16 protein-coding genes and 1 riboswitch are annotated in these 12761 nt (G+C 36.0%); of the genes, 8 read left to right on the top strand and 8 right to left on the bottom strand.

Annotated elements, in window-relative coordinates; all coding sequences use genetic code 11:
* The first annotated feature begins 285 nt into the window (after positions 1-285).
* Positions 286-924, top strand: coding sequence for an MBL fold metallo-hydrolase (locus tag IQ10_RS04600; protein WP_144449302.1), 639 nt, complete (start codon positions 286-288; stop codon positions 922-924).
* Between the two features lie 198 nt (positions 925-1122).
* Here the strand turns inward: IQ10_RS04600 and IQ10_RS04595 are convergent, their stop codons facing one another.
* Together IQ10_RS04595 and IQ10_RS04590 are read right to left on the bottom strand one after the other, a co-directional pair.
* Entirely contained in the window at positions 1123-1308 is a 186-nt protein-coding gene (locus IQ10_RS04595; protein WP_144449301.1) for a small acid-soluble spore protein H, read from the bottom strand.
* Between the two features lie 84 nt (positions 1309-1392).
* Complete coding sequence (locus IQ10_RS04590; RefSeq protein ID WP_144449300.1) at positions 1393-1896, bottom strand: undecaprenyl-diphosphatase; 504 nt, start codon at positions 1894-1896, stop codon at positions 1393-1395.
* A 261-nt stretch (positions 1897-2157) separates the two neighbouring features.
* Here IQ10_RS04590 and IQ10_RS04585 point away from each other — a divergent pair, with 261 nt between their 5' ends.
* Complete coding sequence (locus IQ10_RS04585) at positions 2158-2412, top strand: hypothetical protein (protein ID WP_144449299.1); 255 nt, start codon at positions 2158-2160, stop codon at positions 2410-2412.
* 100 nt (positions 2413-2512) lie between these two features.
* Here IQ10_RS04585 and IQ10_RS04580 read toward each other — a convergent pair whose 3' ends face one another.
* Both IQ10_RS04580 and thiC read right to left on the bottom strand, forming a co-directional pair.
* Positions 2513-2680, bottom strand: coding sequence for a serine protease (locus IQ10_RS04580; protein ID WP_144449298.1), 168 nt, complete (start codon positions 2678-2680; stop codon positions 2513-2515).
* Between the two features lie 20 nt (positions 2681-2700).
* On the bottom strand, positions 2701-4485 hold the full coding sequence (gene thiC, locus IQ10_RS04575; protein ID WP_144449297.1) for a phosphomethylpyrimidine synthase ThiC: 1785 nt from the start codon (positions 4483-4485) through the stop codon (positions 2701-2703).
* A 147-nt stretch (positions 4486-4632) separates the two neighbouring features.
* Positions 4633-4746: riboswitch (TPP riboswitch) on the bottom strand.
* Positions 4747-4904: 158 nt separating this feature from the next.
* Between thiC and IQ10_RS04570 the strand changes: the two genes are divergently transcribed.
* Complete coding sequence (locus IQ10_RS04570; protein WP_144449296.1) at positions 4905-5309, top strand: DUF6173 family protein; 405 nt, start codon at positions 4905-4907, stop codon at positions 5307-5309.
* A gap of 75 nt (positions 5310-5384) precedes the next feature.
* Here the strand turns inward: IQ10_RS04570 and IQ10_RS04565 are convergent, their stop codons facing one another.
* Complete coding sequence (locus IQ10_RS04565; RefSeq protein WP_144449295.1) at positions 5385-5900, bottom strand: MntP/YtaF family protein; 516 nt, start codon at positions 5898-5900, stop codon at positions 5385-5387.
* A gap of 131 nt (positions 5901-6031) precedes the next feature.
* Positions 6032-6643, bottom strand: a complete 612-nt coding sequence (locus tag IQ10_RS04560) for a lytic transglycosylase domain-containing protein (RefSeq protein ID WP_144449294.1) — start codon at positions 6641-6643, stop codon at positions 6032-6034.
* Positions 6644-6829: 186 nt separating this feature from the next.
* Here IQ10_RS04560 and IQ10_RS04555 point away from each other — a divergent pair, with 186 nt between their 5' ends.
* Together IQ10_RS04555 and IQ10_RS04550 are read left to right on the top strand one after the other, a co-directional pair.
* Positions 6830-8128 (top strand): FAD-dependent oxidoreductase, encoded by a 1299-nt coding sequence (locus IQ10_RS04555; RefSeq protein ID WP_144449293.1) that lies wholly within the window; start codon positions 6830-6832, stop codon positions 8126-8128.
* 11 nt (positions 8129-8139) lie between these two features.
* Complete coding sequence (locus IQ10_RS04550; protein WP_144449292.1) at positions 8140-9123, top strand: class I SAM-dependent methyltransferase; 984 nt, start codon at positions 8140-8142, stop codon at positions 9121-9123.
* Between the two features lie 119 nt (positions 9124-9242).
* On the opposite strand, the gene IQ10_RS04545 is transcribed toward IQ10_RS04550, so the two are convergent.
* On the bottom strand, positions 9243-9479 hold the full coding sequence (locus IQ10_RS04545; protein ID WP_144449291.1) for a hypothetical protein: 237 nt from the start codon (positions 9477-9479) through the stop codon (positions 9243-9245).
* A 127-nt stretch (positions 9480-9606) separates the two neighbouring features.
* Here IQ10_RS04545 and IQ10_RS04540 point away from each other — a divergent pair, with 127 nt between their 5' ends.
* From IQ10_RS04540 to IQ10_RS04530, 3 genes are all read left to right on the top strand, one after another.
* Complete coding sequence (locus IQ10_RS04540; protein WP_144449290.1) at positions 9607-10728, top strand: cysteine desulfurase family protein; 1122 nt, start codon at positions 9607-9609, stop codon at positions 10726-10728.
* Positions 10729-10802: 74 nt separating this feature from the next.
* On the top strand, positions 10803-11447 hold the full coding sequence (locus IQ10_RS04535; protein ID WP_144449289.1) for a nitroreductase family protein: 645 nt from the start codon (positions 10803-10805) through the stop codon (positions 11445-11447).
* A gap of 114 nt (positions 11448-11561) precedes the next feature.
* Positions 11562-11846, top strand: a complete 285-nt coding sequence (locus IQ10_RS04530; protein ID WP_144449288.1) for a type 1 glutamine amidotransferase family protein — start codon at positions 11562-11564, stop codon at positions 11844-11846.
* Positions 11847-11889: 43 nt separating this feature from the next.
* On the opposite strand, the gene IQ10_RS04525 is transcribed toward IQ10_RS04530, so the two are convergent.
* On the bottom strand, positions 11890-12465 hold the full coding sequence (locus IQ10_RS04525) for a hypothetical protein (RefSeq protein WP_144449287.1): 576 nt from the start codon (positions 12463-12465) through the stop codon (positions 11890-11892).
* Positions 12466-12761 lie beyond the last annotated feature (296 nt).

Raw genomic sequence — 12761 nt, 5'->3', positions numbered from 1 at the left:
AATTTGCAAAACACCGTCAGTAATTAGGCGGTGTTTTTTAGTATTTGTAAAGATAAATCAAAGAATCTTTTTTGTGAGTTTACAAAAAAATATTAAAAGAGTGGGAAGGGGTCATATGAAATTCTATTTTTACTATTCTTTTAAATAAGATACTGGAACATTTTATTCATTTTCAGGTTCGTCAAGATAAAAGAAACAGCAAGACGAAGCTCATAAATGATATAATTAATAGCTCTTAAGTAGTAAACTAATCACATGATACAATGGTGATTAAGAGGTGACATAATGGAATGGATTCAGCTGCCACTAGGGCCGCTTCAAACAAATGCGTATATTGTCTATAACAATGAGGGGTCATGTTTAATCATCGATCCTGGCGAAGAGAAAAATAAAATTATTCAGTTTGTACAAAAAAAGCGACTTCAACCTAAAGCGATCCTGCTTACTCATGCACATTTTGATCATATTGGTGCAGTTGATCCTATCCGTGAAGAATACAGTATACCTGTGTATCTTCACCAAGCCGAAAAGAAATGGCTGCCGAACCCATCATTAAATGGTTCAGCTATTTTTGAAGGTGTTCAGCCAATTATTGTGAAACATGCAGATCAGTTGTTTACAAAAGAGGGAGAGCTTTCAATTGAAGGATTCCAATTTTATTTGCTTGAAACCCCTGGTCATTCTCCAGGTAGTGTCAGCTTTTATTTTGAGGAGGATGGCTTTATTATTGTTGGAGATACGCTCTTTGAAGGTGGAATTGGCCGCACGGACTTAAAAGGCGGTCAAGAACAACAGCTTCTAAAAAGTATTCATAACAAGCTTTTAACATTGCCTAATGATACATATGTATTACCAGGACATGATGGTGTAACAACAATTGGCAAAGAAACGGACCATAATCCTTTTTTACATGTTAGGAAATAAATTTATTAAACATAGAGGTTTATCGACGTAGTTTAAAATTTTAAGTCCCAAGTTTTGTTTAAAAGGGAATGGACATCGATCATATATTTACTAAATATTAATTAGTTAGATGTAATCCGTTCATTTCTTCTTTCCCAGTTGTTTCATCATCCTTAAAACACCGTCAAGTAAAATTAACGGTGTTTTATCTTTGGAATTCTAACTTTCGTGTTCTTCTAAGTAAGTTAAAGGAACCTCTTGTTCATTTTCAGGTTCATCAAGAGGAAAAATTCGCGCTGTTTCATTATCTCCGTTTACATTCTGAATATAGATTGGTTTACCTTTGTAGGTGACATCGACCGTAACAGGTGAATCAATAATTTCCTGTGCACGTTGTGTGTTCATTAGAGTGACCTCCTTACATTCGTTATGTGATATCGTTTCCTTAACAATTTAAAAGTATTCAAAGTATTTGTCTTATCCCTTATCCTATGAAGCATTATTTTTAAAAGTTTTGTTCATGATGATGCCGGTCATGCTGCTAATAAAAGCACTTCCGATAATATCAGATGGATAATGATGACCTACCCATATTCGTGAAAATCCCGTTAGTGTAGATATCGCCAATAAGATTGATCCGAGAACACGCTCACGAAGAAAGATTGAAGTAGCAATAGCAAAAACTAGTAGAGTATGTTTACTCGGAAACGAGGAGTCCGTTTTTGAGGGAAGGAGTATGCCAACACGATGTTTCACAAAGGGACGGTATTTAAAAGAGAACAATTTAATTACAAAGCTAATGAACAAAGTAACTATTGCAGATGAAATCGAGGAGTAGGCAACTTTTTTGTGTGAACGATTACCAAATAACATGCTTATTAACACAAAAATAAACATATAATGAACTTTATTTGATATCAATATCATTAACATATCTAATAAAGAATAACGCCCCGCCAGCCGATTAAATGCACTAAACATTTTGTAATCCATGAGGATCTTCTCCTTATTTTATAGATATACATATCATTCCCGCTTGAATGACAAACATGTGAGATATAAAAAATAAAAGAAAATAGTGATGATTATAGGATAGAAAACCCAAAATAGATAATAAATGATGGTCATTGTATAAAACTATGATAAAAGGATAGTTGCAAGAAAAATTAGTTTTGATAAACGATCATAATACCTCTAGAGATGTAGCATTATTTTGTAATATAATAAACTATATATGATGAGTGGAGGATTATGATGAAGTTACCAAACTATCCAATAGAGTTTCATGAGTGTAGTAGAAATAAACGAATAACGGAAGAAGAGTTGAATACGAAAATTAATAATGAGATTGAGCGAATTATTAAGTTTATGGTCGATAATCAAACAGAGAATCATTCTGTTTCATTTGAAGATGTGTTAATTATTGTCGATCGTGTAGATGAGGAAGAAGAGTATTACTACGAAGTTTCTGTAGCAAAAGAGCATAGTAGAGTTAGAGTGAATGTTTAATACAATCTTTTAATAGATGGAGGTCCATATGCTCTCCTTTTCACTAAAAAAACTGCCCGACTTCATTTTGAAGCCCAGGCAGTTTTTTCTACTATTTTGCTTAATAATATAAGACATTAACTTTATTACATTTCACGCATTTTTGCGAGATTTGATCGCCTTTAAATTGATGATTACAGTTTTGTTGAATCATTGTTAAGCGATTTTTAAGAAGAGCAAGATTCCATTCTAGTTGATCAATTTCCTTTTCAATTTGACCGACCTTCATATCAAAACCTCCCAAGAAAGTTATTGATAAATCTTACTGCCAATATCCTTAAATTGCTCTGATTTCTCTTTCATTCCTTTTTCAATTGCTTCTGTTGTATCAAGCTTGTTTTCTTTAGCATAATCGCGAATATCTTGTGAAATTCTCATGCTACAGAACTTTGGTCCGCACATTGAGCAGAAATGAGCTGTTTTTGCACCTTCAGCAGGCAATGTTTCATCATGATATTCAATAGCACGTTCAGGATCGAGGGATAAATTGAATTGATCTCTCCAACGGAACTCAAAACGGGCTTTTGATAGAGCGTTATCGCGCTTATATGCACTAGGATGGCCTTTCGCTAAGTCAGCAGCATGGGCTGCGATCTTATATGTGATAACTCCTTCACGAACGTCATCACGATTTGGAAGACCTAGATGCTCTTTTGGCGTTACATAACAAAGCATCGCTGTTCCGTACCAACCAATCATTGCTGCACCAATTGCTGATGTAATGTGATCATAACCTGGTGCAATATCAGTTGTTAGTGGTCCTAGTGTGTAGAAAGGTGCTTCTTTACAAACTTCTAATTGTTTGTCCATGTTTTCTTTAATTAAATGCATCGGTACATGTCCTGGACCTTCAACCATGACTTGAACATCATGCTTCCAAGCAATTTGTGTTAACTCACCAAGTGTGTCTAATTCAGCAAATTGAGCCTCATCATTGGCATCAGCAATCGAACCAGGTCGTAATCCGTCACCAAGTGAGAAGGCAATATCATACGTTTTCATAATCTCACAGATTTCTTCGAAGTGAGTGTATAAGAAGTTTTCTTGGTGGTGAAATAAACACCATTGAGCCATGATGGAGCCCCCACGTGATACGATACCAGTCATACGTTTTGCTGTTAATGGAACGTAGCGTAGTAATACACCAGCGTGAATCGTAAAGTAGTCAACACCTTGCTCAGCTTGTTCAATTAATGTATCACGGTACACTTCCCATGTTAGATCTTCAGCAACACCGTTTACTTTTTCAAGTGCTTGATAAATTGGCACAGTCCCAACAGGAACAGCTGAGTTACGAATAATCCATTCTCTCGTTGTGTGAATGTTTTTACCCGTTGATAAGTCCATAATGTTGTCAGCGCCCCAGCGAGTTGCCCAAGTCATTTTTTCTACTTCTTCCTCAATAGAAGAAGATACCGCAGAATTTCCAATGTTCGCATTAATTTTAACGTGGAAATTACGTCCGATAATCATTGGTTCTGATTCTGGATGATTAATATTATTTGGGATAATGGCACGTCCTCTTGCAATCTCTTCTCTTACAAACTCAGGCTCCATACCTTCTCTAATTGCGATAAATTCCATTTCAGGAGTGATGATGCCTTGCTTTGCATAATGAAGCTGAGTTACATTCTTTCCTGCCTTTGCACGTAAAGGTTTACGTTGCAAGCGTGGAAAAACGTTATGATTTGCACGTGGATCTTCTAAATCCTTATATCCATTATCCTCAGGCTTAATGTCACGACCTGTATATTCTTCTACATCACCGCGCTCGACAATCCATCTATGTCTTAATGCTGGAAGACCTTTTGTAATATCAACAGAATGGTTAGGATCTGTGTAAGGACCACTTGTGTCGTAAACACGAAGGGGAGGGTTTTCTTCCTCACCAAATGAGCCAGTTGTTGGGCTTAACTCGATTTCGCGCATTGGCACTTGGATATCTGGTCTTGAGCCTGTTACGTACACTTTCTTACTACCTGAAAAACTAGACATGATGGAAATGTTTTTTTCGTTAAGTGATGATGTTGACATGATTCATCTCTCCTTTTAAAGTGCTGAAACTTATTTTTAATAAGGACGAGATCTAGAACATAGAAGGGAATACGGGAGTACATAAAATAGCCTGGTCCAAAAAAGGATGGACCAGGCTAGAAATGTAGAAGTAGTCGTAATAACTATTGGTGTATAGTCTAACTTCCCCACGCTGGTATGAGCCAGATCAGGTCCAAAGGGTCGAAAATCTTCAACGCGTTTTCTCTCAGCCCAACTTATTGGACTCCCCTAGTTAACAAGATATTTTATTTTCTTCACCAGTATATAGTAAAACAACCAATAATAAAACAGCTATTTTATAATTTTTTTGAAAATGGAGTAGTTTTATTTCGCCAGTGCAGGGCTTTTAAGATTTTTGTCGAATAGATTACATATATCGTAAAAGGGGGATGGTTGGAATGGATGTTAAAAACGTGCCTATATTAAACGACATTAATAAGGTTGATTATCATGCATTAGTCCCGACAAATCCCGAACTTGCTAGCCAATATTATGAAAAACTTGTAAATATGATTCGTGAGTTTGAAAAGAATCTTGATCATCTTCAAGAGGTTGGAGTCAGACTTGTTTCATTTGGACAAACGATCCAATTTCATATTGAAAATATCGGGTACTATGATCCGAGTTTGATTCGCTTTTATGGTCGATTAGAGAATGGCAGTAGAGTGGAGCTGATTCAGCATGTTTCCCAAATTAGCTTTCTTCTTATGGCGGTGAAACGACTAGATCCAAGTAAACCGAAAAATAAGATTGGTTTTTTAAAGGAAAAAGAGAATCAAGATGAAAAAACGTTAAATAAATGATCTTACATCATGAAACAGTACACCTAGTTGGGTTGACTAGAGTGTGCTGTTTCATCTGTAAAGGAAGAGAGGAAATCAAAAAAAAATCTTACTTAAACCAAGAAAAATAAATAGGAGACTTGGAAGTAGTCTAACATAGCGTAGAATGAACCTGTTTTTTGTTTCATGTCCATGAATGACTCCAATAAACATTGCGAAAAATATTAACAGGCCTGCAATAGGTGCAAAGCTTAAGGAACGCTCAGCGAGTCCTGCTTGAATCCCGTAACTAAAGCTATCAACATTCATGAACAGGGCAATCATGAGAAAAAAAGAGCGACGATATAGAGGGAGATCATGGACCATATTATAAAAACCAACCGCAATCATTAATATACCAGCAAAGCTCTGAATTCCGTTTGTTGGCAAAATATCTCCAATGAAATGACCTATCCCCATTGAAAATAAAATCACAAATGATGAAAATAAAGCAATCAATACAACGATCGTGATTGGAACGCGAATTCGTTTTAACCCAAATGAAAAACCAATGATATAGCCGTCTATACTGACAAGAATAGAAAGGAGAAGCACGACCAATGAGCTGAGCATATCTACACCTCTTATCAATACATATATGCTTATCCAATTCATGATAGTCATAGAAAAAAGTCTGATAAAATAGATATTTATTTTGCCTTTTTAAAAGCAGGCAAAATAAGTATCTATTCATCAGACTTTGTTTAATGTTTTGTAACGGGTAGAGAAACAAGCTCATAATGATCTACATAGGCTTTATAATACCCCATCACTTCTTCTACATAGTCATTACTTTGGTTATAGGCAAACAAAGCTCCTTCAATATCGCCATCCGCTGCACCATGGTCTGCTAAATACTTCGCTGCAGCATATGTTGCATCATATATATCAAACGGATCTGCCCTACCGACTCCTCTTGCATCAACGCCGTAACCATTATGCTCTGCTATTAAATCGACATCAGTTAGATCAATATCCTCATCAATTTCACCAAGTCGTCCTCCAGGATAAGTCCAACCAATCCATGTTCGGGGCATAAATTGAAAAGGACCAAGGGCACCGACAGGACTCACCATAGGATCCATCGTTGAAAAAATGGTTTCGACTCGATGAACAGCTGCAAGTAGCTCCCACGGGATCTCATACTGATCAGCTGCTTCTTGATAAATCGGAACATACTCTTTTGGAATATGATGTTGTCCAAGAAATGTTTTGTACGTCATTTGCCTTACTTGATCATTTTGTGTAAAGCTAAAAACAGCAACGCCAATCATACAAATTACTATACTAATAAAGAGTAAGAAGAATTTTTTCACAAGACGCCATCCTTTATTAAAAACGTGCTTTTTCTATTATATACGTTTCATTTTAATAGAGAAATAGATAAATCGTGTAAAGATCTCTGATTAGTTTAGAATACATATCAAGCATTGACACAGTCAACCAAAAACCTGTTTGAGTCAAGTATCGAGAGGGAATGGTTAAACAGGTGGTGAGTACGTATGAAGGTAGAGGTATTAATTATTGGAGGTGGCGTTGCAGGATTAAGCCTTGCTCTCAAATTAGTGAAACAGAGCATTAGTGTTATGGTTGTTGAGAGAGATTCAGGCTTTGGTCATATTTATAAAGGTGAACTTCTTCAACCGAAAACATTGATGATATTCAATCAATTAGGATTGGCTCCTGTCTTAAAACCAGAAGTAAATCCACTTCAAGAAATCATCACAAAAGAGCTTAATGATAAAAATGAGGAAATGTTAAATGTCGTTATGTCTTATCGTAAACTACCTACGCTATTTCAATCGGCTGCAATGATACCGCATAATCGATTGAAAGAATTACTGTTAAAAGAAGCAATAGCATATGACTGCTTTCATCTTATGCAGCCTGCTACCTTTCTTGAATTAAAGTCAAATCATCAAGCGATCGTTAAGAAAGAAGAAGAAACTGTCGTGATTAGTGCCAATATCATCGTTGGGGCAGACGGTAGGGGCTCAAAAATACGAAAGAGTAAAAATGTATCCTTAAAAACGCAGAAATATCAGCATGATTTTTTAACTTTTTCTTTTCCATCACCACCCAATTTGAATCATGGTGAGATGATTGCTGATGAAACTCGTTTTCTCGGCTTATTTCCGTTACCAAATCAGCGTGTGAGAACAGTGTTATTGATCCGTCCTGGTGAATACAAGCAATTTAAGCAGGAAGGTCTCCAAACTGTATATGATCATTACATACGACTTCAGCCTAAGCTTGATGGATACGTTCAACAAGTTAAGAAGTGGAAGGAAATTCAACTTATGATGCCGATCCGTCATACTGTCAATCGTTATTTTGTAGATAATATCATTATCATTGGAGACGCTGCTCATAGTGTTCATCCAATGGCTGGAGAAGGAATGAACCTTGCTATTCAAGACGCAGATATACTTGGAGAATTAATTAGTTGGATGTATGAAACAAATCAAGCGACAGAGTACAGTTTGTTTCAATGGTTTGAATCAGTTAGAAAAGAGCGTGTCAACTACTTATCTTGGCTTAGTCATATGTCTGCATACATGTATGGTATTCAAGGAAAAGGGTGGCAGCAATTGAGAGTTGCTGCGATTAAAAAGCTTGTTGAAACAGAGTTGTTACATGTTAAACATATGCTTAATATTTCAGGAGCAGGTTTGTGGCCATTCCAAGCTTTAGATGGTTTAAAAGCATTGACATCTGGGAAAAGGACGTTACATCAAAAGGAGATTGAACGACATATTTTTTCAACGTCCAGTGATTATCCATGGCAAATTGATAAATGAGGTGAACGAATATGCTAATCGAATATATGCGATTATGGAATGCACGAAAATGGATGAAACGAAACGAGCCTTTTCTCCCAACATGGCATGCTCATCTAGGTTACAGTCTTGATTTGTTTACTCATTTTCAAAAAGGGGCTCTTGTTGAAGAGGTTGCACAAGCGAATGAATTAAATCAAGATTTACTTCAACGTTGGGTAGAAGTAGGAATTGTACTTGGACATCTTAAAGAAGGGCGTAAGGGTAAAGTCAAAGCAAAGAAACAACTAGTTAAATATGTGTCTAAGGAAAGTCCAGCATCAGTGGGAATATTATTAAAAGAGATGATGGAACTCCATATTCCAACTATGCTCTCATATAAAGATTTAATGCAAGGAAAAGACATTAATTTCTTTGAGACAGATTATGGTGATACGGTGGCTCAGACATCAGCTCTGCTAGAAACGTTAGCGTTTCCAAAGATTTCTGAATACATTAAGAAATTACATGCTCGATCTGTTTTTGATATCGGCTGTGGGTATGGTGGTTATTTAAAACGCTTGCATGTTAAATTTCCAAAGATTGAGCTAAGTGGACTAGAAGTAGATGAAGAGGTTGCTAAAAAAGCACAAAAGGATGTTGAAAGCACCTTAATATCGATTGTTCAAGGAGATATTCATACATATGACGTCAACAAATCATATGATGTCGTAATGATGAACAATTTATTATATTATTTCTCAGAGGAAGATCGATTTAAGCTTTTTCAGAAGGCAAATCAATGTTTAAATCGAAAAGGGTTTCTTATTATCATTTCACCTCTAGTAGAATCAAAACACGGACAAGCTTTTGCTTCGGCTTTTAATAGCTTCATGTCAGCACATGAAAAAATGTATCCAGTGCCTTCTAAGTCTGAGTTAGAAGAATATGCGAGGCAAACAAAATTCCAATTAAAGGATGTCATCCCAGTTGTAAAAGAAGGCGGATGGTATATGCTTGCCTTTAAAAAGAAATAGTATAATCCATAAGTTAAATATGGGGGAACATACAAAAGCAATGCACGCAACTAGCCAGCTATGAGAAATTGACTCATAACTGGCTTTTAATATCTTTAGACATAATAAGCTTTGTAAGGTTATGAAGGAAAGTCTCCAATTTCTTCTTTCACAGAATGGAGTAGATGTAAATATACAGTCGGATCCTGAAACTGCAGCGGCTCCCAATTTCGTTTGACCCAAGCTAGTAATGCATGACCATCTGCAAATGTGCGGCCACTAGTATCAAATGTTCGAATCGTATAGACACCATTTTCAGGATCAACAGTTACTTGGCAAGGAAAAGCACTTTCATTTGAATCTAAATTCATTTCCATGTGCGCTTCACTCCTTTTACAATAAGTATTTGTCAGATGAAAGACTTTATACGTTAGCAAAAAATCTAAGTTATCTTGCAGTACGTGGTACACTTATTTTAATCATATAAAAGATAGTGGGGTTACTATGGAACAAATTTACTTAGATTATAATGCTAGCACACCTCTTGCTCCTGAAGTAGTCGAGGCGATGACGCCATTTTTAACACGTCATTATGGGAACCCGTCAACGACTCATTTTGCAGCCAGTGAGGCAAAAAAAGCAGTTGAGTTTGCAAGGAGACAGACCGGAGCGTTAATTGGAGCGACAGCTGACGAAATTATTTTCACTAGTGGTGGCAGTGAATCAAATAACCATGTGATCAAAAATGTATATGAGTGCAACACACATAAAGGAAGCCATATTATTACGACAACGATTGAGCATCCAGCGGTACATGCTCCACTTGAGTATCTGAAGAGAAAAGGGGCAAAGGTAACGTATGTTGATGTCGATCAATATGGACAAGTATCTGTAGAAGATATCAGACAGGCAATCCGAAAAGATACGATTTTAATTACAGTTATGCATGCTAATAATGAAATTGGTACAATACAGCCGATAGCAGAAATTAGCAAGTTAGCTAAGAAGCATAATATTTTCTTTCATACAGATGCAGCGCAATCAATTGGGAAAGTGAATGTGAATGTGAAAGACATTGGCGTGGATTTTATGTCGATTGCTGGACATAAATTGTATGCTCCAAAAGGGATTGGCGCACTCTATATTCGAAAGGGAGTGGAGTTAGACCCTATTATTCACGGTGCAGGGCATGAAAGTGGTATGAGAGCTGGAACGGAGAATGTCCTCCATATTGTAGGACTCGGAGCAGCTTGTAAAAGTGCAAAAGAACAATTAGTGAACATGGGTAAGATTCATGCATTAAGGGATACCTTTTACCGATTACTTCAAGAAGCTTTTCCTAATCAAATCCGTTTAAATGGTCATCCGACTGCCTGCCTCCCTAATACCTTAAATGTCAGCTTTGCAAATCGGATTGGGGAAGAAATATTACAGGCAGTTCCTGAAATAGCAGCTTCAACAGGCTCTGCTTGTCATTCAGGTAAAGTCAAACTATCGCCAGTGTTAAAAGCGATGAGGATTTCACAAGATGAAGGAAAAGGGACAATTCGCTTTAGTTTAGGTCGATACACGACGAAAAATGAAATTGAAGAAGCGGTAAAATTGTTGAAAAATCGTTTAACGTGAGCAAATGATTTTACAGATTGATGACTTTTCCTATACGATAAAGAAAGAAACAGATATAAAGGAGAGTTTACACCATGTCAAGTACGACTCATTTTGAGGAAATTGGTTTATTTCAAACAATGGAAGAGCGTCATTCGGTTCGTAAATACGAAAAAGACGTTAAAATCTCCAAAGAAGAGCTAGAAGAAATGCTCGCAGCAGCAGCTACTGCTCCTTCATCTTGGAACTTACAGCATTGGCGTTTTTTTGTTATCGAAGACCAAAAGAAAAAGGAAGAGCTTTTGCCAATTGCGTATAATCAACAACAAATCGTAGATAGTTCTGTTGTTGTAGCGATTTTAGGTGATCTAGAAGCAAATAAAGAAGCGGATGGTGTTTACCAACCAGCAGTTGACAATGGTTTCATGACTGCTCAAGTAAAAGATACGCTTGTTGGACAAATTAATGGCGCCTATCAAGGTGAAGGAACATTTCCTCGAGATGAAGCCTTTTTAAACCCTGCTTTAGCGGCGATGCAATTAATGCTTGCAGCTAAGGCAAAAGGTTATGATACAGTGCCAATGGGTGGATTTAATCGTAAGGCATTTATGGAAACTTTTAAAGTGCCTGAGCGTTTTGTTCCAGTTATGCTCTTGCCGATTGGTAAAGCTGCAAGTCCAGCACATCGTTCTGCGCGTAAAGCAATTGAAGAAGTGACGATTTATAACTCTTTTGAGTAATTGTATTTATAAATAAAGAAGCCTTCAGCTTGATGGCTTCTTTATTTATGATCTAATAGTAAAATTTTTTTTAAAAATGAGTTTAGTTAAATATGAAAGTGAGCGTACTACATTATGATTGACTTAACATTTGAACAATATAGTGAATGTAAATTAGAAAACATGAAAATCATTAATTCCTTTGAAGTTCAAAATTGGACACATTATATTGTTCAATTTGAAGGGAATATCCCAAATCAGCTTGAAGATCCAGAAGCTCTTGTCATAACTGGAGAGTCAGGAAATATACTACAAATTGTCCTTCAAGAAGAAGGGTGTGATTCGCCTTTATTTCAATTTACAGAGTCTGAGAAAAAGCAGATAAAAGATTGGTTTTACCAAGCGCAGCACTCTAAGTAATTAGATGCGCTATGCTTGGTAATCATAAGAAATAATTGGTTTATCAAATTGTTTTTAAATACTCGATAACTTCCTCTGAATGTTCACGTAAATTAATCCCTTTTTGTTTTAATACTTGTTCATGATACTTCTGAAAACCATGTTCTTCTGTTCTGATCTCATTGATAAATGCTTGGACAACTTGCTGATCATAGTGCAATGATTCTTCAATGTTTGTACAAATAAAAGAACGACAAACTGAATTTTTAAAAGAAGGGTCAAGAATACAACCTTTCTTTTCCTTGAAAAATTGACAAATGGAATAAGAATGACGTAAATCGTCTTTCTCCATTTGAGTAAGGAATTTTTTGGAAACTTTAAAATAAGCTTCGTGTACATGTGCAAAAACGGTCACTTTATAATCTTCAACACGAGCAGCTTGATGTTGAAGAATGGATTTGATATCGAAAGAGTGTTCCTTTTTGCTCATATTTGCTAATTGAAGTAGGTAGAATGTAGGGCTATATGAGCAACACCCAACTTTAGGAATTTCCCCTGAAGGGGGCTTGAAATAGACATCTTGACAATTGAGACACGATGTAGAAATAATTTGCATGTTTGCTTGATCTATTGTAATCATACAATCAGTCCTTTTTTAGAAATAAATGGGATTGTGAAAAAAATACAAATTCATCTAATATATCTAGATTTTCTATAAGGAAAGTTTTACACTTTATAGGAGAAGAGCTAGTAAACATCGTACTTATTACTTTCTCCATTATGATCATAACTGTCAATAAAAATAAGTTGTAAATAAATCTATGAATACTTCTATATGTTCTTTAATAAATGTGACAATTATGTTAAAATAGCCATGTAAGCGTTATATTGTTTGAACATTCATAGATTTAACTTAAAAGTTAACTAGGAGGTTTT

This window comes from Halalkalibacter nanhaiisediminis (assembly GCF_007830185.1).
Classification (GTDB): Bacteria; Bacillota; Bacilli; order Bacillales; family Bacillaceae_D; genus Halalkalibacter; species Halalkalibacter nanhaiisediminis.
Note: the sequence above shows the minus strand (reverse complement) of the source record. Positions and strands in the feature narration are given on the sequence as shown.

Coding starts and splice junctions, on each gene's coding strand:
- IQ10_RS04600 (WP_144449302.1), top strand. CDS start 286: ATGGAATGGATTCAGCTGCCACTAGGGCCGCTTCAAACAAATGCGTAT.
- IQ10_RS04595 (WP_144449301.1), bottom strand. CDS start 1,308: ATGAACACACAACGTGCACAGGAAATTATTGATTCACCTGTTACGGTC.
- IQ10_RS04590 (WP_144449300.1), bottom strand. CDS start 1,896: ATGGATTACAAAATGTTTAGTGCATTTAATCGGCTGGCGGGGCGTTAT.
- IQ10_RS04585 (WP_144449299.1), top strand. CDS start 2,158: ATGAAGTTACCAAACTATCCAATAGAGTTTCATGAGTGTAGTAGAAAT.
- IQ10_RS04580 (WP_144449298.1), bottom strand. CDS start 2,680: ATGAAGGTCGGTCAAATTGAAAAGGAAATTGATCAACTAGAATGGAAT.
- thiC (WP_144449297.1), bottom strand. CDS start 4,485: ATGTCAACATCATCACTTAACGAAAAAAACATTTCCATCATGTCTAGT.
- IQ10_RS04570 (WP_144449296.1), top strand. CDS start 4,905: ATGGATGTTAAAAACGTGCCTATATTAAACGACATTAATAAGGTTGAT.
- IQ10_RS04565 (WP_144449295.1), bottom strand. CDS start 5,900: ATGCTCAGCTCATTGGTCGTGCTTCTCCTTTCTATTCTTGTCAGTATA.
- IQ10_RS04555 (WP_144449293.1), top strand. CDS start 6,830: ATGAAGGTAGAGGTATTAATTATTGGAGGTGGCGTTGCAGGATTAAGC.
- IQ10_RS04550 (WP_144449292.1), top strand. CDS start 8,140: ATGCTAATCGAATATATGCGATTATGGAATGCACGAAAATGGATGAAA.
- IQ10_RS04545 (WP_144449291.1), bottom strand. CDS start 9,479: ATGGAAATGAATTTAGATTCAAATGAAAGTGCTTTTCCTTGCCAAGTA.
- IQ10_RS04540 (WP_144449290.1), top strand. CDS start 9,607: ATGGAACAAATTTACTTAGATTATAATGCTAGCACACCTCTTGCTCCT.
- IQ10_RS04535 (WP_144449289.1), top strand. CDS start 10,803: ATGTCAAGTACGACTCATTTTGAGGAAATTGGTTTATTTCAAACAATG.
- IQ10_RS04530 (WP_144449288.1), top strand. CDS start 11,562: ATGATTGACTTAACATTTGAACAATATAGTGAATGTAAATTAGAAAAC.
- IQ10_RS04525 (WP_144449287.1), bottom strand. CDS start 12,465: ATGATTACAATAGATCAAGCAAACATGCAAATTATTTCTACATCGTGT.